Below are 23,999 nucleotides of genomic sequence, written 5' to 3'. Positions count from 1 at the left end.
GCCTGAGACTCAATCAGGAAATGGTTTTATTTGTCATTATCCTTATTGCCGTGGCGGTGTTTGGTATTGCTACACCCGATTATTTATCCCCGGAAAATCTGCTTAATATTGGCCAGCAAACCTCAGTGATAGCGACTGTTGCCTATGCGATAACGGCGGTCATCATCTGTAAAGGTATTGATATTTCAGTCGGAAGCGTCCTGGCAGCAAGCGGAATTCTGGCAGCACTGATTATGCAAAATACAGGCATACCAGGCTGGCTGGGTATCATAGTCGTGATTTTAATAGGTGCAGGATTTGGCCTGTTAAATGGCACACTGATTAGTGTCATTGGCATCAGTCCTTTTGTTACGACTCTTGCGGTTTATGCTTTTGCCCGTGGTGTTGCGCTGAGTTTTTCCGGCTCACAGTCAGTGGCTGTCGATTCTTCATTATATTTATGGTTTGGTCATACCGATATTGCAGGTATTCCAGTCAGTTTGCTTATTGCTGTTGTACTGGCCGCATTATGGATGTTCTTGCTTAATCGCACCATATTTGGCCGCTGGGTGTACGCCACTGGCGGAAATACAGAGGCTGCTCATGCATCATTAATACCGGTGCGCGTCACCTGTACGCTAATTTATGTATTTGCAGGTGCCAGCGCCGGGATTGGCGCATTGCTCACCACGGGGCGAGTCGGCTCAGCACAGCCACTGGCTGGGTTTGGCCTGGAGTTTTCTGCCATTACAGCTGCAATTATTGGTGGTGCGAGACTGGCAGGCGGGCAGGGTTCTATTTTAGGTACGGCGCTGGGCGCACTGTTACTGGGCGTGGTGAATACCGGGCTCTCCTTTTTGCAAGTTTCCCAACAGGTCAATTACTTCGTCACCGGAGGATTTGTGCTGGTCGCTGTACTGCTCAGCCAGCGTGGCCTCCTGCAAGGAATAAGCCTAAAAGCGTTATTTCCGCCAAAAAACGTCAGTTTGTCTTCAGGTGAAAATATTACCCAGTCGGTAAATAGCATTGAATTAAAGGGTATTTCTAAAATATTCCCTGGGGTGAAGGCCTTATCTAACGTTTCATTGCGCCTGAATCGTGGAGAAGTGGTGGCGTTAATGGGGGAAAACGGCGCGGGTAAATCCACGCTAGTAAAAGTGCTTTCTGGGATTTATCACCCGGAAGAAGGCGGAATATGGCTCGATGATGCCGAAATCAAATTAACTTCGCCAGCAGAAAGCCGTCGGGCAGGCATTTCGATTATTCATCAGCATTTCAGCCTGATCCCAGAATTAACAGTGGCAGAGAATCTGGCACTGGCGCAGACAAAACTTCCACGGTATTTCGGTATTGCGCTTAACCGGAAAAAAATGCGCCAGCATGCACGAACATTAATTAATGAATTACAGCTTGATGTCGATCCGGATGCGAAAGTTGCAGAACTGACAATCGGACAATGCCAGATGGTGGAAGTTGCCAAGGCAATGATGGCTGACGCCTGGCTGATTGTGATGGATGAACCGACCAGTGCGTTAACTAACCCTGAACGCGATCAACTCTATTTACTGATTGATCGTCTGCTGAAAAGAAACTGCTGCGTCCTCTATATCTCGCACAAAATGCAGGAAATTTATACCCTGGCCAGCCGAGCGGTGGTGTTGCGTGACGGTCAAAAAGTGGGCGAGGCTCCTTTGCCTAAAACCTCAGAATCTGAGCTGATCAATATGATGGTTGGACGCGATATCGGCAATGTTTTCCCATGGCATGAAACCGTGCCGGGAGAGGCGTTGCTCGAAGTGAAAGACCTGTCAGCGGGTGGCTTGCTACAAAACATCAACCTCACCGTTCGTCATGGTGAGCTGGTGGCATTAACCGGCTTGATGGGCAGTGGTCGTACTGAGCTGATGCGGTGTATCGCCGGGCTTGGCCACTTTAATCACGGCTCTATCACGCTTGATGCCCAGAAGATGACGTCCGGACATGCCCGCCGCGCCAGCCAGTTAGGCGTCGCTTATGTGCCGGAGGACCGTCACAAAGAGGGCTTTATTGGCAGTATGTCTCTGAAAGATAACATTTCCTTACGCTGGATTTTGCATAACAGCTTTGTCGGCATCCTGCGCAGGCAAGCCATTGCCAAATTAGCAAAAAATATCATTACGCAATTGGGTGTGCGCCCATCCAATCCCGAAAACCTTGTTGCCAGTTTGTCCGGTGGTAATCAACAAAAAATTGTTATCGGTAAATGGCTGGCAACCCGTCCCCGGTTACTTCTGCTCGACGAACCGACCAACGGTGTTGATGTCGGTGCGAAATTTGAAATTCACAATTTAATTGCCGAATTGAAACAGCAGGGCATGGGCATTTTGATGGTTTCCAGCGAACTGCCGGAAGCTTTGGGTGTAGCCGACAGAATAATCGTTCTTAGCAAAGGGCGCATTGCCGGGGAATTACCCCGTGGGGCTACAGAAGAACAGGTGATGAGTCTGGCCTTTAAATATGTTTAAACAAGGAAAAACCATCATGAAGTCATCGCGTTCGCGGGTAAATCTGGTGTTGGACCTGGCTCCGATACTGCTGTTAATCATTCTGCTGCTGGTGTTCGGTGTGGTGGATAACAGAATTGTTTCATTAAATAATTTAAACATCATCATGTTACAGGCAACGTCAGTTGCGCTGATGGGATTGGGACTATTTTGGATCCTACTGACAGGCGAAATTGACTTATCAGCCGGTCACCTGGTTTCATTTTGCGCCGTAACCATGGGCACGTTGCTCTCATCCGGGACGGGTTTGGCACCCGCGTTAGCGATTGGCTTCTTTGCGTGTCTGACCTTTGGTTTTCTAAACGGCCTGATGGTGACTGTTCTCAAATTACCGTCGTTTATTGCCACTTTAGTCACGATGTTGTTCCTGCAGGGGGCAACATTGATGGTGGCGAAAACCGGCACCATTCTCGTGTTTAACCCATTGCTGCGCAGCTTTGGGGCATTTACTTCTTCACTGTGGTTTCCGCCAACAGTCGTGTTTGTCTGTTTAATGGCGCTCCTGTGCTGGTGGATTTCACGCCGTACAGCTTTCGGTTTGAAGACCTACGCGGTCGGCTCGTCAGCAGAACGCGCCGAGTTGGCAGGTATTTCTGTGAAAAAACAGAAGATTGGCGTTTTTGTTCTCTCTTCTGTGTTTGTTTTCCTGACGGCAACCGTGTTCATTTCACGTATCCCTGTCGTCAATCCGAACGTTGGCGGTGTCAGTCTGCTGCTAGATGCGATAGCGGCGGCGGTCATTGGCGGTACGAGCTTATTCGGTGGTCGTGGGAGCGTTGGCGGAGTGATTTGCGGTGCGCTCATCATCAGTTTACTCACGGCAGCACTGCGTATCTTAGGTGTCGAACCTTCCAGTCTGGATCTCTATAAAGGTGCAATCATTATTTGCATTCTTCTTCTCGATCAGAGCATTAACTTTGCTCGCAATCACCGTAAGCAGGTGTCGCAATGAAGAAATTGAACGTTGATGTCGTCGTGATTGGTGCCGGTGTTGTCGGTTGCGCGGTCACTCGCCGCTTTGTCCTCGAGGGGGCTCGCGTTCTGCTGATTGAAAAAAGCAGCGATATTCTGTCGGGTGCCAGCAAAGCCAACAGCGCTATCTTGCACACCGGGTTTGATGCTCCGCCAGACAGTACCGAATTATCCTGTATGCAACGAGGCTACCGCGAATATCTGGAAATTTCCGGTCAGCTGAATCTGCCGATACTAAAAACGGGCGCAGTGGTGGCCGCCTGGAATCAGGATGAAATGGATCGTCTGCCTGGCATTATGGCGCAGGCCAAACAAAATGGTGTTGCAGATGTGCAAATGCTGGATCGCGCAAGCTTACTAAAACGCGAACCTTTTCTGTCTCCTGAAGTATTGGGGGGATTGTTAGTCCCTGAAGAACATGTGATTGACCCCTGGAGTGCGCCGCTAGCCTATTTACGGCAGGCCGTCGAGAACGGTGGCCAGGTGATGTGTGACACCGAGCTTCTCTCCGCCATAAGAGAGGGGAACGAATGGATTCTTACGACGAATCAGGGAGAAATTCGCGCCTCAACGGTCATCAATTGCGCCGGTGTTTGGGGTGATAAGGTGGAATCAATTCTGCTGGGGACATCGCGCTTTACGATTAAACCGCGTAAAGGCCAGTTCGTGGTATTCGATAAAGTCGCCTCAAGCTTGCTTAACACCATTCTATTGCCGGTCCCGAATGAGCGCACCAAAGGTGTGGTGCTCGTCAGAACCATATTTGGCAATCTACTGGTTGGGCCAACAGCCGAGGAGCAAGACGATCGTCTGCATGCGGCGGTTGAAAAGCCGATGCTTGAGCAGCTAATTGCTAAAGCAGTTTCCCTGATCCCTGCGCTGTCGGGTGTGCCGGTTACCGCGGTTTATGCGGGGTTACGCCCTGCGACGGAGCGTAAAGAGTATCGTATCTATCATGACGCCGATGTCGGTTATCTGGCGGCGGGGGGAATTCGCTCCACCGGTCTGACGGCTTCACTTGGGCTGGCAGCACATTTGTTTGACCTCTACAGCACTCAACCTTCAACGACATTAACTCCCTTATTTGATCCAGTAGCGAACTCAGTCCCTAACCTGGCTGAACATTTACCTCGTGACTGGCAGATGCCAGGCAGTCACGAAATGGTTTGCCATTGCGAACGTGTCACACGGCGCGAAATAGATGCAGCACTCAATGGCCCGGTGCCTGCCAGGGATCTTGGGGGGCTGAAACGAAGAACTCGCGTCTGTATGGGGCGCTGCCAGGGGTTCTATTGCAGTAGTCGGGTTGCTGAGTTAAGCCGGGAAAAATGGGGTGAATCCCTCATTGTAGGAGACGTCAATGAATAACGAATTTGATGCTGATGTGTTGGTCATCGGGGGAGGGCCTGCTGGCATTTCCGCTGCAGTCGCATTGCGACGCAAAGGGATAAAACGCGTGATTATTATTGAACGCGAGCCAGAAGCTGGCGGTATTCCGCGTCATTGTGGCCATCCTCCTTTTGGTATGCGGGAATTTGGGCGCATTCTGTCCGGGCCTGAATATGCGCGCCGTTTGGTGCAATTAGCCAGAGAACATCAAATTGAAATAATGACGAATACCACTGTTATCAATGTGGAACCTAATGCGACGCTTCTGGTGAGCAATCATGAAGGCCTGCGCCGACTTACAGGCCTGCGTGTGATTATGGCAACCGGCGTTCGTGAATCGCCACGCTCTGCATTGCTGGTTTCTGGCGATCGCCCTACAGGCGTACTCAATACAGGTGCGTTGCAGTCCTGGGTCTATTTGCGTGGTCTGCTTCCTTTCAAACGGCCCTTAATTGTCGGTACTGAGCTGGTTTCGCTGTCCGCGTTGCTGACCTGTCGCAAGGCCGGTATCAAACCTGTTGCTATGGTGGAAGCCAATCAACGGCCAACAGCCAGACGCCCGATGATGCTATTACCCCGTTTGCTGGGCGTGCCGTTGCATTACAACTGCGAGATTGCACGCATTGATGGGATGAAGCGTGTGGAGTCAGTGCTGATTCGCCAGGAAGGGAAGGAGCGTGAAATAGCCTGTGATGGTGTGCTGTTTACCGGACGTTTTATTCCCGACTCGGCCCTTATCCGGGGGAGTCATCTACAATTGGATCCGTCCAGCGGTGGTCCTGAAATTGATCAATTTGGTCGTTGCAGCGATCCCTCTTACTACGCCACCGGGAATATGCTCAGAGCGCTGGAAACCGCAGGCTGGTCTTTCCGTGAAGGCAATCGTGTAGGTGAAATGGTAGCCAGTGATTTAGCGGGTGAAAGAAAATCATCTCAGGAATACGTACAACTGGTGGTGGCAGATAAGCAGATTAAATGGATAGTCCCACAACGTATTGTGGCGACTGAAAAAGACAGAGGCATGGATAATCTACAACTTCGGGCGTTGCAATCGGCGCAAGGAGAATTACAGCTCATCCAGAATGGCCGCGTTATCTGGAGCAAAGAAATGAAGTTATTACCAGAGCGGCGAATTTTAATACCGTTGCAGCAAATTCCGTTAACGGATTCATTCAGCAAGATAAGCATCTCACTGAAAAACAACTGATAAACAGGAAGCAATATCATATTAATGATGCTGACTATTACACAGAATAAATGCATTATCTTCGGATGATAGTGGTTCAGGCGGGATTTTCGCCTGAAACACGTTTCAAATGAAGCTGGGGTAGCTTGGGTTATTTGTTACGCTTGCTAATAATATCGCGACAGGTTTTTGGGAGGTAAGTGGTCATGCGACCTGAGCAACGACGTGCAGAGATCCTCACACTGGTCAACGAGAAACGAAAAGTGACGGTTGACTTTTTGTCGGAAAATTTCAGTGCATCGAGGGAGACTATCCGCCGTGATTTAACCGATCTGGCCATCAGTGGGCAGTTGCGCAAATTTCATGGTGGGGCAACGGTACTGGATAACTTTCATGAAGGTAAATTCAGTACCCGACTGAGTGAGCAATCACATGAAAAGAAAGCTATTTCTCAGCTGGCTGCAACGTTATTTCAGACAGGCGACTCACTATTTATTGATACCGGAACCACGACATTAGCCTTTGCCCGAGAACTGGCAGTCAGCGCAAAAGAGCTCACGATTTTTACTAATTCTGTCTCCATTACCCAGATACTTGCCTCCAGTGGTGGCAATCATCGTGTGTTCCTGATTGGTGGGCAATATCGTGATGATGCGGCTGAAAATATTGGCCCGATAGCCGTAGCTCAAATTAAACAGTTCCAGGCCGCTCATGTCGTTATGACGATTGGGGCGCTTGATACCAATGGTGTAATGGACTACGACCTGGAAGAAACGGAAATTGCCAAGGCTATGATTTCCATGGCAAAAAAAGTCACCGTTCTGGCGGATAACAGCAAGTTGGGGCGCTCAGCACTGTTTTCTGTTTGTTCACTCAATCAGGTTGATCGGCTCATCACGGATGCCGTGCCGGATGATGACTTACTGGCGGCGCTTAAAGAAGCGGGTGTTGAAGTTTTGACGACCAACGCGATTAACGGAAAATCCTGAGCCGAGAGGGTGGTGGCTGTGCCTGCAAATAAGTTGCGGTACCGTGCACCCTCAATTTAGTCATTATTAAAAGTAATAAACAAAAAGAATTATCAAAACAATACATAACCCACCTTATACCGGAGGTCTTATGCCCATGCACATCATGACATTTGATATAGGGACATCTTCCCTGAAAGCCGCATTGATTGATCAATCGGGAAAGGTGGTGGCTGAAGGTGGGACAAGTTATACCGTTTCTCATCCAAAACCAGGTTGGGCCGAACAAGATCCTGAAGAAATATGGAACCATATTTGTGCAACAAGTCAGGATGTTATTAACCAAAGCGCAGCCAGTGCGAATGAAATTAGCGCGGTGATATTTGTTGCACCATGGAAAAATATTATTGCGCTTGATGACCAGGGCAAAGTTTTACGAGACAGCATTATTTGGATGGATGCACGCGCGGCCGAGCAAGCAGAACGTTTGAATCAATCCGTCGGTAAATTTGTTGGCAGCGGGCAAGAATATTGGCCGCGTTTGATGTGGATGAAAGAGCAAGAACCTGAATTATGGCATCGGGCTCGGCATATTATCGGTCTGAATACCTATTTTAAATTTAGGGCGACGGGTGAGGTCTATACCGAACCCTCGGATGATTTTATTCGCTCAGCCAATCCAGAATTAAATGATTATTATCAGACTATATTGAAAGCCGCAGATCTATTAACGGATACAGAAAAATTTCCCGTAGCCAAAGACGCAACCGAAATAGTCGGGAATCTGACCGAAACGGCAGCGCAGCAACTCGGTATAGCTGCGGGTACGCCGGTTATTGGTGGGTTTGGAGATTTAGTCGCCATTACCTGGGGTGCTGGCAAAGCGCAACTGAGCGATGCACATCTTTATTTTGGCACCTCTTCCTGGCTGGTGAGCATTATAACAAATCGTTCAGAATTAGAGGCGCCTCTCTATTTCTCTATTAACCAGGATAAAGAAGGTGCGGTATACGCTCTGCAGACGGGATGCCTGGCGCTAGACTGGGTGATAGATCAGGTTTATCGCACTGAACGCAGCGTTTTGGGTCCAGACATCTATCGCTTTATTGGCAATGAAGTCAGCCAGATTTCACCAGGAAGCGATGGCGTTATCGCCACCCATTGGCTGACCGGGGAACTGGCGCCTTTATCTAAAAATGCGAAAGGATCGTTCTTTAATCTCACGACAAATCATGACCGCCGCCATATGGTCAGGGCCATGATGGAGAGTGTGTGCTTTACGCATCGTCGGAATATTTCCACCTTACAAGAGCGTAGCAACATGCAACTGAGCCATATTCGCGTTGTGGGTGGGGGCGCGGTAAGCGATGTGTGGATGCAGATGCTGGCGGATATTTTGAATATCAGTGTTCAGGTACCTGAATCCCCGCGATATAGCGGAACGCTTGGCGCGTATTACTGTGCTGCACAAGGGTTAGGCTGGCTTAGTAACGCTGATGCCATGGGCAGCGAGGTCAATATTGGCAAAGTGTTTGCACCGAATCCAACTCATCGTGAAATTTATGACAGAAACTACCGTGTTTATATGAAACTCCATCCGGCTCTGAAAGAAATATATAATGAACTTAATGGTGAATATTAATGAAGACTCTTATTACTGAATTCCGCCAGGAAAGTAATTCATTTAACCCTACAAACTCTACTTTAGAATTCTGGATGCAAACTGGCGAGTATGAAGGTGCCGATGTCCGTGCACAATTTGACGGATATCCCTGCGCGATAGGCGGGTTCTTACACGCTCTTGATGAGTCGGAGCATAAACCAGAAGTTATCTGTGGGACGGTGATGGCGTGCCAGAGTGGTGGGGTTGCCGAGCAATCGGTGATGGATCATTATATGTCGAAACTGATACCACAAATAACCGCAAACCTCCCTCTTGACGGTATTTTCATTTCTTATCATGGTGCGCTGGTTACCACTGAATATGATGATCCGGAAGGTGAAATAACCCGGAGAGTGCGTGAACTGGTCGGCAATTCCGCTGTGATTGCCGTCGCGACGGATCTGCATGCTTATATTTCGGAAACGTTAGTCCGCAATACCAACGTCGTGCTGGCATATCTTACCTATCCGCACGTGGATTATTTTGAAACGGGTTATCGCGTGGCAAAGTTAGGGCTTGAGTGTATTACCAGCGCGGTTAAACCGGTAACGGCTTGGGTGCCTGTGCCGATGATTGTTCCTGCCGCGGCTTATAATACGCTTAAAGGTGCGTTTAAAGAGATTATTGATTTTGGAAATAACCTGAAGCAGCAGCGCAAAATTATTGATTTCTCGGTCTATCAAATGCAGCCGTGGCTGGATATACCCACACCTAACTCGTCAGTTGTTGTCGCAGCGTATTCACAAGAAGACGCGGCAAAATATGCACAACAATTGGCAGAATTACTGTATGCCAAACGGCACGAATTTAGTTTACAACTCATGCCAATCGCTGAGGTTATTAAACGTGCCAATGATCCCCATGTGATGAAGCCTGTGATACTGGTGGACTCCGCTGATTCCTGTAATGCAGGAGCCGCCGGAGACAATATGGCGGTAGCGGCAGAAATTCTTGCGTCAGACTGCGAGTTCCGTGCCGCGACGGTGGTGAATGATGAAAAGGCGGCGCAGAAAGCACATAAATTAGGTGTAGGTGCTCGAGCTGAGTTTACCTTAGGGGCATCTCGCGACAAGCGCTCGCAGGCCGTCACGGTGCAGGCCTATGTAAAATCTCTTCATGATGGCGTCTTCAGACAAGAAGGGCCTGCCGGAAGGGGCATGACGCAGCGGATCGGGCTCACGGCAGTCCTCAGCGTGGGTAATCTGGATATCGTAGTTTGTGAGTGGATGGCCGGTAATGGCGATCCGCAACTTTATCGCGCGCACGGTATTGAACCGACGTTATATGACTTAGTTGTGGTCAAAGCATCAACCTCGTTCCGGGTTGCGTACGAAAAACTAGCGGGAGTTATTTGTGAAGCAAATACACCAGGTTCGGCCAGCTCTGATCTGAAGCATTTGCCTTTCGAACGGTTGCCAAAAAATATCTATCCCTGGACGGATAAGAATATTTTGGATTGGTCTGTGGTATTTGCACCGATTGCTGAATAAACACGATGAGGTCATTATGCGTAAAATATTTCTTGCCTGCCCATATAGCCATACCGACGAAAATGTTATCCACCATCGATTCCTGGCATGCAATAAAGTTGCCGCCAAAATTGTAGAGTCAGGCAATACCGTCTTTAGCCAGGTAACGATGTCACATCCAATAAACCTGGCTCTGGAAAAAACTGAAAAATCAAACGTAGGTAAAATGTGGGCTCCTGTTGATGCTGTTTTTCTCGATGCTATGGAAGAGCTTATTATTCTGGACCTTGAAGGCTGGGATAAGAGTGCTGGAATCAAAAGAGAAATTGAATTTTACCAGGGGCGTCATCAGCGGGTGAGTTTATGGTCTGATGTCGCTAAAGAATTTGACTGATACAAAGAGGGGCGCGTAAAGCGCCCTCATCATTTATGCCGGCGAATTATTCACATTCCCCAACTGATACGCCAGTGCGACGACCAGTGACTGTACCAGGCACAGCGTAGCGGACTGAGAACGGAAGGCGTCCACCTGCGCTTCCTTCACCACAAAGCACAGATCGCTGAAGGTCGCGAGCGGGCTAATCTGGCTGTCAGTAATGACAATCTGCCGGGCGCCTGCATTGGCGGCAGTTTCACTCACCATCAAGGTCTCTTCTGCATAGGGTGAGAAGCTGATTGAAACCACAATATCCTTCGCCTTGATGCGGCTTATCTGCTCAGACAGCATGCCGCCCATACCATCAAGCAAAATAGGTCGGCACTCGAGATGGCTTAACGAGTAGGTTAAATAGGTGGCGACGCTAAACGAGCGGCGTAACCCAACGATGTAAATCGTGTCGGCCTGCGCCAGCAAATCAACCGCACGTTGAAGCATTTCCGGTTCGGCGCGGGCGGCAAGTTGCTGCAACGCCTGGGCGTTGGAACGGGCGAACTCCTGCAGAATATCCAGTGGTGTTTCCGGTATGGCTTCGCTTTCCATTTCACGAAACATTCGCGCGCGGTCGCTGTAACTTGCCGTCTCCTCAACCAGATTCATACGGAACAACTGTTTCATTTCGTTAAAACCGGTGAAGTCGAAGGCGTTGGCAAATCGGATAAGCGTCGACGGAGGAACCCCTGCACGTTCGGCGATGACGGCAACCGTATCGAAGGCCACGCTGTTGGTGTTGTCCAGCACATAATGGGATACCTGCTGCAACCTTTTGCTCAGGTTATCGTAGCGGTCGCGGATTTGTTGCTGTAGCTCATTCAGGCTGGATGCTGTCGTCATTTTACCCCCAAGGTGTCATTCCCTCATTCTAAACACTAGACCGCATTTTTTAAATGTTGATGATTCAAAACGCGCCTAAATGAAACAACAACTTCAGCAAAGGTTCGCCTGAAATTATAAATAACGCCATCTGTGTCGCTGACGCATAGCTGTAACATAAAAATCAACTATTGATCACAATAATTAATTTATGTTTTATTTTGACTAAAAATGGAATGTTTATTTCGTATACAGTGTTCAGGTCACAAACACACATCAACAGCGAGAGGTTCAGGATGGAGACGGTAGCGAATTTTATTCACGGCAAATGTACCACCGGTTCAGGTCAGCGCATCCAGGCAATTTTCAACCCAGCCACGGGCGAGCAAATTCGTCAGGTGGTGATGAGCACCGTGCAGGAAACGCAGCAAGCGATCACCGCCGCTGAACAGGCATTCCCTGGCTGGGCTCGCCAGTCGCCTCTAAAACGTTCACGAGTGATGTTCCGTTTTAAAGCCTTGCTTGAGCAAAACATGGATGCGTTGGCCCGGGTTATCAGTGAAGAACACGGCAAAGTGTACTCAGATGCTGTGGGTGAGGTGACGCGTGGCCTTGAAGTCGTGGAATTTGCCTGCGGGATCCCGCATCTGCAAAAGGGGGAGCACTCCGCCAATGTGGGAACCGGTGTCGACAGCCACTCGCTAATGCAGCCGCTGGGGGTTTGTGTTGGGATTACCCCGTTTAACTTTCCGGCGATGGTGCCAATGTGGATGTTCCCGATAGCGCTGGCGACCGGCAATACCTTCGTGCTCAAACCGTCGGAAAAGGACCCTTCGCTTGCGCTGGAGCTGGCAAAACTGCTGAAAGAGTCTGGCCTGCCAGACGGTGTTTTCAACGTGGTGCAGGGTGACAAAGAGGTGGTAGATGTATTGCTGACTGACGAACGGGTACAGGCGGTCAGCTTTGTCGGTTCGACACCGATCGCCGAATATATCTATCAGACCGCTTCGGCGCACGGTAAACGTTGCCAGGCACTGGGTGGCGCAAAAAATCACTGCATTCTGATGCCGGATGCGGATATGGACATGGCGGCAAACGCCATTATGGGCGCGGCGTACGGTGCTGCAGGCGAACGCTGTATGGCGCTGTCCGTCGTGCTGGCGGTGGGCGATGAAACGGCCGACGACCTTTGTGAGCGGCTGGAAAAACACATTGCCGAATTACGTGTCGGGCCGGGTCTTGACCAGGTACCAGAAAATGAGATGGGGCCGCTTATCTCCGCCGTACATCGCAGTAAAGTGCTCAGTTACATCGATAGCGGTGAGGCTCAGGGGGCGAAACTTCGCGTCGACGGTCGGGGTTATCAGGTTAAAAATTACGAACAGGGCTACTTCGTCGGCCCGACGCTGTTCGATAACGTCACCCCAGAGATGACCATCTATAAAGAAGAGATTTTTGGACCGGTGCTTTCTGTGGTGCGCGTTGCAGATTACCACCGCGCAGTGGAACTGATTAACCGTCATGAATATGGTAATGGCACCGCTATCTTCACTCGGGATGGGGGCTGCGCGCGTCGCTTTAGCGAAGAGATTCAAGCCGGCATGGTAGGCATTAACGTACCGATCCCGGTGCCGATGGCATTCCATAGTTTTGGTGGCTGGAAGCGTTCCATTTTCGGTCCGCTCAACGTTCACGGCAGCGACGGCGTACGTTTCTACACCCGGATGAAAACAGTGACCGCCCGCTGGCCCGAAATGCAACAAGATACAGGTGCCGCATTCTCCATGCCAACGTTAGGCTGACAGGAGTAGTTATGAAAACCGAACGCATGACCATGGCACAGGCGCTGGTCAAATTCCTTAATCAACAGTATGTCTGTGTCGACGGGCAGGAAACGCCCTTCGTGGAGGGCGTGGCGACCATATTTGGCCACGGAAACGTGCTCGGCATCGGCCAGGCGCTGGAACAAGATGCGGGTCATCTGAAGGTAATGCAGGGTTGTAACGAGCAAGGAATGGCGCACATGGCGACGGGATTTGCCAAGCAGCACCGCCGCCTGCGAATTTACGCCGTGACATCATCTGTGGGGCCAGGTGCGGCCAACATGGTGACGGCTGCGGCCACCGCCACGGCAAACCGAATCCCTCTGTTGCTGCTGCCAGGCGACATCTACGCCAGCCGCCAGCCGGACCCGGTATTACAGCAAATCGAGCAGTATCACGATCTCAGTATTAGCACCAATGACTGCTTCCGTCCGGTTTCCCGCTATTGGGACAGGATCAACCGCCCGGAACAGTTGATGAGCGCAATGCTGAGCGCGATGCGCACGCTCACCGACCCGGCAAATACGGGTGCCGTGACTATCTGCCTGCCGCAGGACGTACAGGGCGAAGCCTGGGATTACCCGGAAAGCTTCTTTGCCCGCCGGCTTCACCACATCGAACGCCGTCCACCGGACGCCCGACGCCTGGAGATGGCACGGGAATTGATTGCTCGTAAGCGTAAGCCGCTGGTGGTGTGTGGTGGCGGGGTGCGCTACTCAGGCGCCCATGAGGCGTTGAGTGAGTTTGTTGAAACGTTGCAATTGCCCTTTGCTGAAACCCAGGCGGGGAAAGGTGCGCTGGCAAGCGATCATCCGCTGAATATGGGGGGTATTGGTGTCACGGGTGGGTTGGCGGCGAATCAGCTGGCACCGCAGGCTGATCTGGTGATTGGTATCGGCACACGTCTGACCGATTTCACCACGGGTTCGAAAGCGCTGTTTTCACACCCGGATGTCGAATTTTTATTACTGAATGTCGCCGAATTTGATGCCTTAAAACTCGACGCCACGGCGCTGGTGGCCGATGCCCGTATCGGGTTAACGATGCTGACCGCGTCGCTTGCTCACTATCGTAGTGAGTGGGGTAATGAAGTGGCTGAAGCCAAATCTGCCTGGCGCGACGAGTGTCACCGCCTGTGGGCGCGCGAGTGGCAGCCCGATAGCTCGCCGGAAATAGCCGGTCATTTTGATGAAAAACTGACCGAGTACAGCGAAGTGCTCAACACCCATCTGACTCAGACGCGGGTGCTGGGGCTTATCAATCAACATGTCGAAGATAACGCCATTGTGGTGGGTGCGGCGGGATCGCTTCCGGGCGATTTACAACGCATCTGGCAGGTCAAAACCCCCGATAGCTATCATCTGGAATATGGCTATTCCTGCATGGGCTACGAGATTGCCGCCGCTATTGGTGCAAAGCTTGCGATGCCAGAGCAACCGGTCTATGCCATGGTGGGCGATGGCTCGTACATGATGCTCCATTCCGAGCTGCAAACAGCGGTGCAGGAGGGGATAAAAATCACCATCTTGCTGTTTGATAACGCCGGGTTCGGCTGCATCAATAACCTGCAGATGGGGCACGGCATGGGCAGTTTCGGCACCGAAAACCGTCATCGAAACTCGCGTACCGGGCAGCTTGACGGGCCACTGGTGAAGGTCGATTTCGCGCTAAATGCAGAGAGTTATGGCTGTCGTGCGTGGCGGGTACATGACGAACAAAGCCTGTTGGCAGCATTAACAGCATCACGCGCACACCCAGGGCCGACGCTGCTCGATATCAAAGTGCTACCAAAGACCATGACGCATGATTACGAAGCCTGGTGGCGAACCGGTGATGCACAAGTGGCGGCATCTTCCGCAGTTTGTGAAGCGGCGGAACACACCAGAGCGCAGGTGAAGATCGCTCGCCAGTATTAAGCTTCTCTCCATAACGAAATATTCATTTCATTCTCTCCATTCCTTTCAGCTTACCTCACTCCGTTAAGGGGCGGGGTAAGTTACCTCCCCATCTCTGAACGCTTTCACCTTCAAATTGCTTCTTTAATGTTGTGATATTGATAACAAAAATAACCTAGATTGTCTAAAAAGTGTTAACTCCAGCTCAAAAATAGTATTCCACTATTTATAAAAACGAAATAAATGTTTTATTTGAAGGGTAGCAAGTTCACCGCATTAACCAACACCGGGAGCCGTTATGTTTAACATTGCTTTACTGGGCGCAGGCCGAATCGGCCAGGTACATGCCGCTAACATCGCCACCCACAGCGAGACGACGCTGTGGTCCGTCGTTGACCCAAACCAGGAATTCGCCGCGCGTCTCGCGACGCAATATCAGGCCCGTTTGCAGACGATCGACGAGGCGATGACAGATCCTAACGTACACGCTGTACTGATCGCCTCGGCGACCGATACTCACGCCGATTTGATTGAACTCGCCGCTCGTCATGGCAAGGCTATCTTCTGCGAGAAGCCAGTCCACCTGGATTTGGCGCGCGTACGTGATTGCCTGAAAGTGGTTAAAGAGTATGACGTACCGTTGTTTATCGGCTTTAACCGCCGCTTCGACCCGCAGTTCCGCAAGATGAAAACTGAAGTCCTGGCTGGGCGTATCGGTAAACCTGAATCGCTGCTGATTATCTCCCGCGATCCGTCGCCTCCACCGGTTGAGTACGTCCGTGTGTCCGGCGGTATGTTCCGCGATATGACCATCCACGACTTCGACATGGCGCGTTTTATCATGGGTGAAGAACCGGTGTCGGTGTACGCCAAAGGCAGCAATCTGGTGGACCCGGCGATTGGTGAGGCGGGCGATATCGATACTGCATTTATCGTCCTTAAATATGCATCTGGTGCAATGGCGACAATCGTCAACAGCCGCCGCTCTGCCTACGGATACGACCAGCGCCTTGAACTGCACGGTTCTGAAGGGCTGCTGTGTGCGGGCAATATTCTGGAAAACCAGGTTCAGCACTACGGCCAGCAGGGCTGCACCAGTGCTTTGCCAGAACATTTCTTCCTGCAACGTTACAAATCTGCCTACGCCGCGGAATGGGAACACTTTGTTGCCGTTATGCGCGGTGATGCCGTTCCTCAATGCAGTGGTGATGATGGTGAACGGGCGCTCTATCTGGCGGATAAAGCGCTGGAGTCGCTGCACAGCAAGCGAGAAGTCTCCCTCTAATAAGTTTGATAGCTTCCCCTACACAGAGAGACATAAAAATGAAAAAACTGATCTTAGCTGCCCTCATCGCCGTGACATCTGGGGCGGCCATTGCTGAGAACGAGCAGATTGTTTTCAGTACGCCGAACCTGGCGATGCCGTTTGAAGTGCACATGCAGCGTACAGCGGTAAAAGCCGCGAAAGAGATGGGTGTGAATTTGCAGGTGCTGGACGGGCAGGGCAGTTCGCCCAAGCAGGCCGCCGACCTGGAAAATGCCATCACCCGTGGCGCTCAGGGGTTTATCGTCTCGCCAAATGATGTCAATGCCATCTCCAGCGCGGTAGATGAAATTCAGGATGCGAAGCTGCCAGTCGTTACCCTCGATCGTTCCGTCGACAGTCAGAAGAAAGTGCCGCACTTCGGTGCTAACAACTACAAAGGTGGCCAGGCGATTGGTGACTTTGTGAAAACCAAATTCCCCAACGGTGCGGACATTATTTTGCTGACCGGGCAGCCGGGCTCCTCTTCCAACATTGAACGTACTAAAGGCATCCGCGACAGCCTGAAGGCCGGTGGCGAGAAATATAAGATTGTCGCCGATCAGACGGGCAACTGGATGCGTTCTGAAGGGATGCGCATCGTTGAGAGCGTTCTACCGTCGTTGCAAAAGCGTCCGCAGGTGATCCTCTCGGCTAACGACGATATGGCGTTAGGGGCTATCGAAGCATTACAGGGGCAGGGGCTGAAACCGGGCGAAGTCCTGGTGACGGGTTTTGATGCGGTGCCGGAAGCGCTGGCTCGTGTACGTGACGGCTGGATGGCGGCGACTGCGGATCAACGCCCAGGTTTTGCTGTACAGACGGCGATGAGCCAGTTGGTTGCCAGCGTGCGTGAGAAGAAAGAGATCACCGGCGCGGACTACCAGCCAACACTTATCACCAAAGCAAACCTGGAGCAGGCCGAGCGCATTAATGAGGTCGGTAACTGATTTGTCCTGGGCCGCCCGTTGTGGCGGCCCTTCTTGAAGAAGGAGCAGGTCAATGCCGCAACCTTTACTCAACGTAAGCAATCTGGCGAAAAGCTTTTCTGGCGTCTGGGCGCTGAGTAGCGCACAGCTTGACGTAGGCGTGGGCGAAATTCATGCCCTGCTGGGCGAGAACGGCGCGGGAAAATCCACGCTGCTCAAAGCGCTGGCAGGCGCGCAGCCGCAAACAAGCGGTGAAATCTGGTTCAACGGCGAAACGCTGTCGGTGGAGGATTCGCCAATAGACCGGCAAAACAAGGGCATTATTAATATCTATCAGGAATTTAACCTGCTGCCCAATATGACTATCGCAGAAAACATGTTTCTCGGGCGTGAGCCACGCAAACGTAATCTGATTGTCGATGAAAATGCCGTTAACCGGGAAGCACAGGTGATTCTGGATTACCTGCAACTGAACGTTGCACCGACCACCCCGGTGGCACGGTTAAGTGTTGCGCAGCAGCAGATGGTGGAAATCGCCCGCGCACTGACGCTCAATGCAAAACTTATCATTATGGATGAACCGTCCGCAGCCCTTAGCGATAGCGAAGTGGAAAGCCTTCACCGGGTCGTGCGTGAGCTAAAAGGCCGTGGGGTCAGCATTATTTATGTGACCCATCGTCTGCACGAAGTGTTTCAGCTATGCGATAAATTCACCGTATTTCAGGATGGCCGTTTCACGGGCACGGGGTTGGTGGCACAGACAACCGTAGAACAACTGATTCGCCTGATGGTCGGGCGTGATGTGGCATTTAACCGTCGCCCGGCCAGCGAAACCCATCATCAAGACAAACCTGTACGCCTTGCGGTAAAAGGCCTGAGCCGCGTAAAACCCCCAATGGATCCGCATGGCATCGCGCTTCACGATATCAGCTTCCACGTTCATACGGGTGAGGTGCTGGGTATCGCCGGGCTGGTGGGCGCCGGACGTACCGAAGTCGCTCGTTGCCTGTTTGGTGCAGACGGCTTCACCTCCGGTGCGTTTGTACTTGATGGTGTTCCGTACCAACCGCGAGATCCGATGCACGCGCTGGACATGGGCATCGCGCTGGTCCCCGAAGATCGCAAAAAAGAGGGCGCGGTTCTCGGTCTGTCCATTCGCGACAACCTCTCGCTCTCCTGTCTCTCCTCGTTATTACACTGGCGCTATTTTGTTAACAGCCGCAAAGAGGATGACCTCATCGAGTCTTACCGTAAGGCGTTACAGATAAAAATGGTCAATAGCGACCAGGAAGTGCGCAAGCTCTCGGGTGGCAATCAGCAAAAAGTGATCCTCGCGCGCTGCATGGCGCTCAACCCGCGTGTGCTTATCGTTGATGAGCCGACCCGCGGTATTGATGTCGGCACCAAATCAGAAGTGCATCAGGTGCTCTTTGATATGGCGAAACAGGGAGTGGCGGTGATCGTGATTTCGTCCGACCTGCCGGAAGTGATGGCCGTGTCCGACAGGATTATCACCCTAAGCGAAGGCCGGGTGACTGGCGAAATTCACGGGGATGACGCCACTGAAGAACGTCTCATGATGATGATGGCCATCAACCACAACGCCCTGAACGCGGCATAACGGAGTTCCCATGACGCAGATAGATTCCAAAACCCAGATGCCGGTGAAACGCGCCGGACGTCTTGACCTGATCGCTTTTTTCGAGCGCTTTGGGGTACTGATTTTCTTGTTCCTGCTGCTGATTTTTTTCCAGTTACAGAACAGCAACTTCCTGTCTGAACGCAATATTTTCAACATTCTGACCGAGGTTTCCATCTACGGGATCATCGCGGTGGGGATGACGTTCGTCATTCTGACTGCCGGGATAGACCTCTCCGTCGGCTCCATTCTGGCGGTATGTGCCATGACGGCGGCATATGTCATTAAAGGGGATAACTTCACCACCGTTGACCCTGACGCCTGGGGCGGATTGAGCTGGCTGATTGGTCTGGGTATCTGCCTTGGAATGGGGACGGTGATTGGTTTTCTGCACGGTCTTGGCGTGACCCGTCTGCGCCTGCCACCGTTTATCGTCACCCTTGGTGGGATGACCATCTGGCGCGGCCTGACATTAGTGGTGAACGACGGCGCGCCGATTGCCGGTTTCGATGCCGGATACCGCTGGTGGGGGCGTGGTGAACTGTTGGGGATATCGATTCCTATCTGGATCTTCGCACTGGTGGCGATTGGCGGATATCTGGCGCTGCACAAAACGCGCTGGGGACGTTTTGTCTACGCCATTGGCGGCAACCCGGAAGCGGCGCGTCTTGCCGGAGTGAACGTCAAACGTGTGTTGGTCAGCGTCTATGTCCTGATTGGCTGCCTTGCCGGGCTTGCGGGCTTTATCCTCAGCGCCCGCCTTGGCAGCGCCGAAGCGGTCGCCGGGATCTCGTTTGAGCTGCGTGTGATCGCGTCAGTGGTGATTGGCGGGACATCGCTAATGGGCGGTTATGGCCGGATTGCCGGTACCGTTATCGGCTCCATCATCATGGGCGTTCTGATTAACGGCCTGGTACTGATGAACGTGTCGGCGTACTACCAACAAATTATAACGGGGCTGATTATCGTGCTGGCTGTTGCTTTTGACACCTATGCCAAGAGCCGCCGTGGCGCATTGTGAGGGAACAAAACATGAAAGACGTACGCATTGGACTAATCGGTACCGGGTACATCGGCAGAGCACATGCCATTGCTTATGCTCAGGCGCCAACCGTATTCAACCTGCGCGGGAAACTGGTGCGCGAAATGGTGGCGGAAGTGACGCCAGAACTTGCAAAGCAACGGGCGCAGGCCTTTGGTTTTAACCGTTCAACCGGTGACTGGCGCGAGCTGGTGGCGGATCCGAACATTGATGTCGTGGATATCTGCTCGCCGAACCATCTGCACAAAGAGATGGCGCTGGCGGCCATCGCTCACGGCAAACATGTCTATTCGGAAAAACCGTTGGCACTTAATGCCCATGACGCGCGTGAAATGGTGGAAGCCGCAAAACACGCCGGTGTGAAAACGCTGGTGGGGTTTAACTACATGAAAAATCCGACGGCCACGTTAGCCAAAGAGATTATCGCCCGGGGTGAAATCGGTGAGGTCATCCATTTTTACGGCACGCACAACGAAGATTACATGGCCGACCCTCTTTCCCCGATTCACTGGCACTGCTTTAAGGAAACGGCCGGGCTGGGGGCTCTGGGGGATTTAGCCGCGCATATCGTCAATATGGCGCACTACCTGGTCGGCGAGATTGAACAGGTGTGCGGCGATTTAAAAATCGTTGTCCCTGAACGCCCGGCGCACGCCGGTACATTGCGGATGGTCGCGGTAGAGAATGAAGACCAGGCGCATGCGATGGTGCGTTTTGCCGGAGGCGCGCAGGGTGTGATTGAAACTTCCCGAGTGGCCTGTGGACGCAAAATGGGGCTGTCGTACGTGATAACCGGCACCAAAGGGACCATCAGTTTTACCCAGGAGCGTATGGCAGAACTCAAGCTGTATCTGCACGACGACCCGGTGAATCGTCAGGGTTTTCGCACGCTGCTGGTGGGGCCAGCGCATCCAGAATACGCCGCGTTTTGCCTCGGGGCAGGGCATGGCATTGGCTTTAACGATCAGAAAACGGTGGAAGTTCGCGACCTGGTGGATGGCATCGCCGCCGATGCGCCCCTGTGGCCGGACTTCGAAGAGGGCTGGAAGGTGTCGCGCGTGCTTGACGCTATCGCTCTTTCTCACCGTGAAGGCCGCTGGCTGAACGTGATTGATATTGTCTGACGAGGGTTCAACGTGGAAAAACAGTTTGATGTGATATGCATGGGCCGGGTCGCCGTTGACCTCTACAGCCAGCAAATTGGTGCGCGACTTGAGGATGTGTCGAGTTTTGCCAAATACCTTGGCGGCTCGTCGGGTAACGTGGCTTACGGTACGGCGCGCCAGGGATTGCGTTCATCCATGCTGGCCCGTGTCGGCGACGAGCACATGGGGCGCTTCCTGCGCGAGGAGCTCAACCAGGTGGGCTGCGACACCAGCCATCTGATCACCGATAAAGACCGCCTGACGGCGCTGGTGCTGCTCGGAATTAAGGATCAGGACACCTTTCCGCTGATTTTCTACCGTGACAACTGTGCCGATATGGCGATTGTCGCAAGCGATGTGGACGAGGCATACATCGCCTCTTCACGAAGCCTTGCCATCACCGGGACGCATCTTTCACACCCGCAAACCCGCAATGCGGTGCTGACGGCGTTGAAGTATGCCCGTCGCCACGGTGTGCGCACGGTACTGGATATTGATTATCGCCCGGTACTGTGGGGGCTGACTTCGCTGGGAGATGGTGAGACGCGCTTTATTGCCGCAGACCAGGTGACTCGCGAGCTGCAAGAGGTGCTGCACCTTTTTGACGTCGTGGTCGGCACCGAAGAGGAGTTTCATATTGCCGGTGGCAGCACCGATACCTTGCAAGCGCTCGGCCGCGTACGCCAGGTCAGCCAGGCCGTCCTTGTGTGCAAGCGCGGTGCGCTGGGCTGTTCGGTCTATACCGGGGAGATCCCATCACAGCTTGATGATGGCCTGACCGTCACAGGTGTGCGGGTGGGCGTGCTCAATGTGCTGGGAGCCGGGGATGCCTTTATCTCCGGGCTGCTGCGCGGCTATCTTAATGACGAAGGCTGGGAGCAGGCCTGTCGCTACGCCAATGCCTGCGGTGCGCTGGTGGTATCGCGCCATGGTTGTGCGCCCGCCATGCCGAGCAAAATCGAACTCGATGATTATCTCTCGCGCGCAAGCGAGGTACCGCGTCCCGATCTCGACGCGCGTCTTAACCACCTGCATCGGGTAACCACCCGCCGCCGCGAGTGGCCGGAACTGTGCGTGATGGCTTTCGATCATCGCAGCCAACTTGAAGAGATGGCACTGCAGTGTGGTGCCAGCCTGAAACGCATACCGACGCTGAAAACACTCATCCTGAAAGCCAGCCGTGAAGCGGCTGAACGCGCCAATCTTGAGGGGAAAGCCGGGCTGCTGTGCGACGGCACCTTCGGTCAGGACGCATTGAATTCGATAACAGGAGAGGGCTGGTGGATTGGGCGGCCCATTGAGCTGCCAGGCTCACGTCCGCTGGAAATGGAGCATGGCAACATCGGCACTCAGCTGATCAGCTGGCCGCAGGAACATGTGGTGAAATGCCTGGTTTTCTTCCATCCGGAAGATGCGCACGGTTTGCGCCTGGAGCAAGAGCAAAAAGTAGCTGAGGTCTATCACGCCTGTTGCCAGTCAGGGCATGAGCTGTTGCTGGAGGTGATTTTGCCTGCCGGGATGCCTGCTCGCGACGATCTCTATCTGCGAGCCGTCTCCCGTTTCTACAACCTGGGGATTTACCCCGACTGGTGGAAACTGCCGCCGCTTGCCTCTGACAGTTGGTCGGCGCTGAGTGAAATCATTGAACGCAGGGACCCGCACTGCCGCGGCGTCGTTATTCTCGGGCTCGATGCGCCAGCGGAACAGCTTCGCATCGGGTTTAAAGCGGTAGCCGATCACCCTCTGGTGAAAGGGTTCGCCGTCGGTCGCACACTGTTTGGCGATGCCTCCCTCGCATGGCTGAAACATGACATCAACGATGCGCAGTTCGTCGCGCGTATTCGGGACAACTATCTACAGCTTATCGCCTGGTGGCGCGAGCGTGGGCAAGCATAATTCAGGAGAAGACTATGACTGTGCAATTAGGTATTAACCCACTGACATGGACCAACGACGATCTTCCATCACTGGGTGCTGAAACATCGCTTGAGACCTGTTTGAGCGAAGGTAAACAAGCCGGTTTTGCAGGTTTTGAATTGGGCAACAAATTCCCACGTGAAGCGCGCCTGCTGGGGCCGATTCTGCAAAGCCACAACCTGCAACTGGTGTCTGGTTGGTACTCGGGCCGCTTGCTGGAGCGCAGCGTGGAGGAGGAGATTGCCGCCGTACAGCCGCATCTGACGCTACTGCGTGAACTGGGGGCTAAGGTGTTGGTGTTTGCCGAAGTCAGCCATTGCATCCACGGCGAGCAGCAAACCCCCGTACATCTGCGCCCGCGTTTTCCGCAGGAACGTTGGGCGGAATATGGCGAGAAGCTGACCGCATTCGCGCGCTACACCCAGCAGCAGGGTGTGCAGATTGCCTATCACCACCATATGGGCACGGTGATTGAATCCGCTGAGGATGTCGACAATCTGATGACTCACACCGGTGAGGAAGTGGGACTGTTGCTGGATACCGGCCACCTGACTTTTGCCGGGGCCGACCCGCTACGGGTTGCGCAGCGTTGGGCTTCGCGCATTAATCACGTCCACTGCAAAGATGTGCGTGCTGAAGTGTTAGCGGAGGTCAAAAACCGTAAAACCAGCTTCCTCGATGCCGTACTCAACGGTGTCTTCACCGTACCTGGCGACGGCTGTGTCGATTACGAGCCGATCATGTCACTGCTCAAAGAGCACCATTATCAGGGCTGGTTAGTGGTGGAAGCCGAGCAGGATCCGGCTATAGCGCATCCACTGACGTATGCAACGCTCGGTTATAACAATCTGAGCCGCTTTGCACGTCACGCCGGGCTTATCTAAGGAG

18 protein-coding genes are annotated in these 23,999 nt (G+C 52.6%); 17 read left to right on the top strand and 1 reads right to left on the bottom strand.

Annotated elements, in window-relative coordinates; all coding sequences use genetic code 11:
- Positions 1-20: 20 nt before the first annotated feature.
- From BSPA111_RS20660 to BSPA111_RS20625, 8 genes are all read left to right on the top strand, one after another.
- The gene (locus tag BSPA111_RS20660) at positions 21-2,483 is read left to right on the top strand and encodes an ATP-binding cassette domain-containing protein (protein ID WP_221200577.1); all 2,463 of its coding nucleotides are present in this window, start codon (positions 21-23) and stop codon (positions 2,481-2,483) included.
- Positions 2,484-2,499: 16 nt separating this feature from the next.
- Positions 2,500-3,474, top strand: a complete 975-nt coding sequence (locus BSPA111_RS20655; protein ID WP_183273012.1) for an ABC transporter permease — start codon at positions 2,500-2,502, stop codon at positions 3,472-3,474.
- Positions 3,471-4,862, top strand: a complete 1,392-nt coding sequence (locus tag BSPA111_RS20650) for an NAD(P)/FAD-dependent oxidoreductase (protein ID WP_183273011.1) — start codon at positions 3,471-3,473, stop codon at positions 4,860-4,862. The genes BSPA111_RS20655 and BSPA111_RS20650 overlap by 4 nt, the downstream gene beginning before the upstream one ends.
- Positions 4,855-6,090 carry an NAD(P)/FAD-dependent oxidoreductase gene (locus tag BSPA111_RS20645; protein WP_183273010.1) on the top strand — a complete coding sequence of 412 codons (1,236 nt, stop codon included), beginning with the start codon at positions 4,855-4,857 and terminating at the stop codon, positions 6,088-6,090. The genes BSPA111_RS20650 and BSPA111_RS20645 overlap by 8 nt, the downstream gene beginning before the upstream one ends.
- 185 nt (positions 6,091-6,275) lie before the next feature.
- Positions 6,276-7,058 carry a DeoR/GlpR family DNA-binding transcription regulator gene (locus BSPA111_RS20640; protein ID WP_183273009.1) on the top strand — a complete coding sequence of 261 codons (783 nt, stop codon included), beginning with the start codon at positions 6,276-6,278 and terminating at the stop codon, positions 7,056-7,058.
- Between the two features lie 130 nt (positions 7,059-7,188).
- Positions 7,189-8,679: an FGGY-family carbohydrate kinase gene (locus tag BSPA111_RS20635; protein WP_183273008.1), complete on the top strand. Its 1,491-nt coding sequence runs from the start codon at positions 7,189-7,191 to the stop codon at positions 8,677-8,679.
- On the top strand, positions 8,679-10,190 hold the full coding sequence (locus BSPA111_RS20630; RefSeq protein WP_183273007.1) for a M81 family metallopeptidase: 1,512 nt from the start codon (positions 8,679-8,681) through the stop codon (positions 10,188-10,190). The genes BSPA111_RS20635 and BSPA111_RS20630 overlap by 1 nt, the downstream gene beginning before the upstream one ends.
- Before the next feature lie 16 nt (positions 10,191-10,206).
- Positions 10,207-10,563: a DUF1937 family protein gene (locus BSPA111_RS20625; RefSeq protein WP_183273006.1), complete on the top strand. Its 357-nt coding sequence runs from the start codon at positions 10,207-10,209 to the stop codon at positions 10,561-10,563.
- A 33-nt stretch (positions 10,564-10,596) separates the two neighbouring features.
- Here the strand turns inward: BSPA111_RS20625 and BSPA111_RS20620 are convergent, their stop codons facing one another.
- Positions 10,597-11,439: a MurR/RpiR family transcriptional regulator gene (locus tag BSPA111_RS20620; protein WP_183273005.1), complete on the bottom strand. Its 843-nt coding sequence runs from the start codon at positions 11,437-11,439 to the stop codon at positions 10,597-10,599.
- A gap of 275 nt (positions 11,440-11,714) precedes the next feature.
- On the opposite strand from BSPA111_RS20620, the gene BSPA111_RS20615 reads away from it, so the two are divergent.
- The 9 genes from BSPA111_RS20615 to iolE all read left to right on the top strand — a co-directional run bounded on the left by BSPA111_RS20615 (position 11,715) and on the right by iolE (position 23,995).
- Positions 11,715-13,220: a CoA-acylating methylmalonate-semialdehyde dehydrogenase gene (locus tag BSPA111_RS20615; protein WP_183273004.1), complete on the top strand. Its 1,506-nt coding sequence runs from the start codon at positions 11,715-11,717 to the stop codon at positions 13,218-13,220.
- An 11-nt stretch (positions 13,221-13,231) separates the two neighbouring features.
- Positions 13,232-15,157, top strand: coding sequence for a 3D-(3,5/4)-trihydroxycyclohexane-1,2-dione acylhydrolase (decyclizing) (iolD, locus tag BSPA111_RS20610; protein ID WP_183273003.1), 1,926 nt, complete (start codon positions 13,232-13,234; stop codon positions 15,155-15,157).
- Between the two features lie 277 nt (positions 15,158-15,434).
- The gene (gene iolG / locus BSPA111_RS20605; RefSeq protein ID WP_183273002.1) at positions 15,435-16,421 is read left to right on the top strand and encodes an inositol 2-dehydrogenase; all 987 of its coding nucleotides are present in this window, start codon (positions 15,435-15,437) and stop codon (positions 16,419-16,421) included.
- A 38-nt stretch (positions 16,422-16,459) separates the two neighbouring features.
- On the top strand, positions 16,460-17,389 hold the full coding sequence (locus BSPA111_RS20600) for a substrate-binding domain-containing protein (RefSeq protein ID WP_183273001.1): 930 nt from the start codon (positions 16,460-16,462) through the stop codon (positions 17,387-17,389).
- Positions 17,390-17,441: 52 nt separating this feature from the next.
- Positions 17,442-18,989, top strand: a complete 1,548-nt coding sequence (locus BSPA111_RS20595) for a sugar ABC transporter ATP-binding protein (RefSeq protein WP_183273000.1) — start codon at positions 17,442-17,444, stop codon at positions 18,987-18,989.
- Positions 18,990-18,999: 10 nt separating this feature from the next.
- Positions 19,000-20,028, top strand: coding sequence for an ABC transporter permease (locus BSPA111_RS20590; protein WP_183272999.1), 1,029 nt, complete (start codon positions 19,000-19,002; stop codon positions 20,026-20,028).
- A gap of 11 nt (positions 20,029-20,039) precedes the next feature.
- A complete protein-coding gene (locus tag BSPA111_RS20585) occupies positions 20,040-21,173 on the top strand; it encodes a Gfo/Idh/MocA family protein (protein ID WP_183272998.1) in 1,134 nt (377 codons plus the stop codon).
- A 12-nt stretch (positions 21,174-21,185) separates the two neighbouring features.
- Positions 21,186-23,090 carry a 5-dehydro-2-deoxygluconokinase gene (iolC, locus tag BSPA111_RS20580; protein ID WP_183272997.1) on the top strand — a complete coding sequence of 635 codons (1,905 nt, stop codon included), beginning with the start codon at positions 21,186-21,188 and terminating at the stop codon, positions 23,088-23,090.
- A gap of 14 nt (positions 23,091-23,104) precedes the next feature.
- Entirely contained in the window at positions 23,105-23,995 is an 891-nt protein-coding gene (gene iolE / locus BSPA111_RS20575; RefSeq protein WP_183272996.1) for a myo-inosose-2 dehydratase, read from the top strand.
- Positions 23,996-23,999: the final 4 nt, after the last annotated feature.

This window comes from Buttiauxella sp. A111 (genome assembly GCF_014189855.1).
In the GTDB taxonomy this organism is placed as follows: Bacteria; Pseudomonadota; Gammaproteobacteria; order Enterobacterales; family Enterobacteriaceae; genus Buttiauxella; species Buttiauxella selenatireducens.
This window is presented reverse-complemented; position numbering and strand designations above follow the sequence as displayed.

Coding starts and splice junctions, on each gene's coding strand:
- BSPA111_RS20660 (WP_221200577.1), top strand. CDS start 21: ATGGTTTTATTTGTCATTATCCTTATTGCCGTGGCGGTGTTTGGTATT.
- BSPA111_RS20655 (WP_183273012.1), top strand. CDS start 2,500: ATGAAGTCATCGCGTTCGCGGGTAAATCTGGTGTTGGACCTGGCTCCG.
- BSPA111_RS20650 (WP_183273011.1), top strand. CDS start 3,471: ATGAAGAAATTGAACGTTGATGTCGTCGTGATTGGTGCCGGTGTTGTC.
- BSPA111_RS20645 (WP_183273010.1), top strand. CDS start 4,855: ATGAATAACGAATTTGATGCTGATGTGTTGGTCATCGGGGGAGGGCCT.
- BSPA111_RS20640 (WP_183273009.1), top strand. CDS start 6,276: ATGCGACCTGAGCAACGACGTGCAGAGATCCTCACACTGGTCAACGAG.
- BSPA111_RS20635 (WP_183273008.1), top strand. CDS start 7,189: ATGCCCATGCACATCATGACATTTGATATAGGGACATCTTCCCTGAAA.
- BSPA111_RS20630 (WP_183273007.1), top strand. CDS start 8,679: ATGAAGACTCTTATTACTGAATTCCGCCAGGAAAGTAATTCATTTAAC.
- BSPA111_RS20625 (WP_183273006.1), top strand. CDS start 10,207: ATGCGTAAAATATTTCTTGCCTGCCCATATAGCCATACCGACGAAAAT.
- BSPA111_RS20620 (WP_183273005.1), bottom strand. CDS start 11,439: ATGACGACAGCATCCAGCCTGAATGAGCTACAGCAACAAATCCGCGAC.
- BSPA111_RS20615 (WP_183273004.1), top strand. CDS start 11,715: ATGGAGACGGTAGCGAATTTTATTCACGGCAAATGTACCACCGGTTCA.
- iolD (WP_183273003.1), top strand. CDS start 13,232: ATGAAAACCGAACGCATGACCATGGCACAGGCGCTGGTCAAATTCCTT.
- iolG (WP_183273002.1), top strand. CDS start 15,435: ATGTTTAACATTGCTTTACTGGGCGCAGGCCGAATCGGCCAGGTACAT.
- BSPA111_RS20600 (WP_183273001.1), top strand. CDS start 16,460: ATGAAAAAACTGATCTTAGCTGCCCTCATCGCCGTGACATCTGGGGCG.
- BSPA111_RS20595 (WP_183273000.1), top strand. CDS start 17,442: ATGCCGCAACCTTTACTCAACGTAAGCAATCTGGCGAAAAGCTTTTCT.
- BSPA111_RS20590 (WP_183272999.1), top strand. CDS start 19,000: ATGACGCAGATAGATTCCAAAACCCAGATGCCGGTGAAACGCGCCGGA.
- BSPA111_RS20585 (WP_183272998.1), top strand. CDS start 20,040: ATGAAAGACGTACGCATTGGACTAATCGGTACCGGGTACATCGGCAGA.
- iolE (WP_183272996.1), top strand. CDS start 23,105: ATGACTGTGCAATTAGGTATTAACCCACTGACATGGACCAACGACGAT.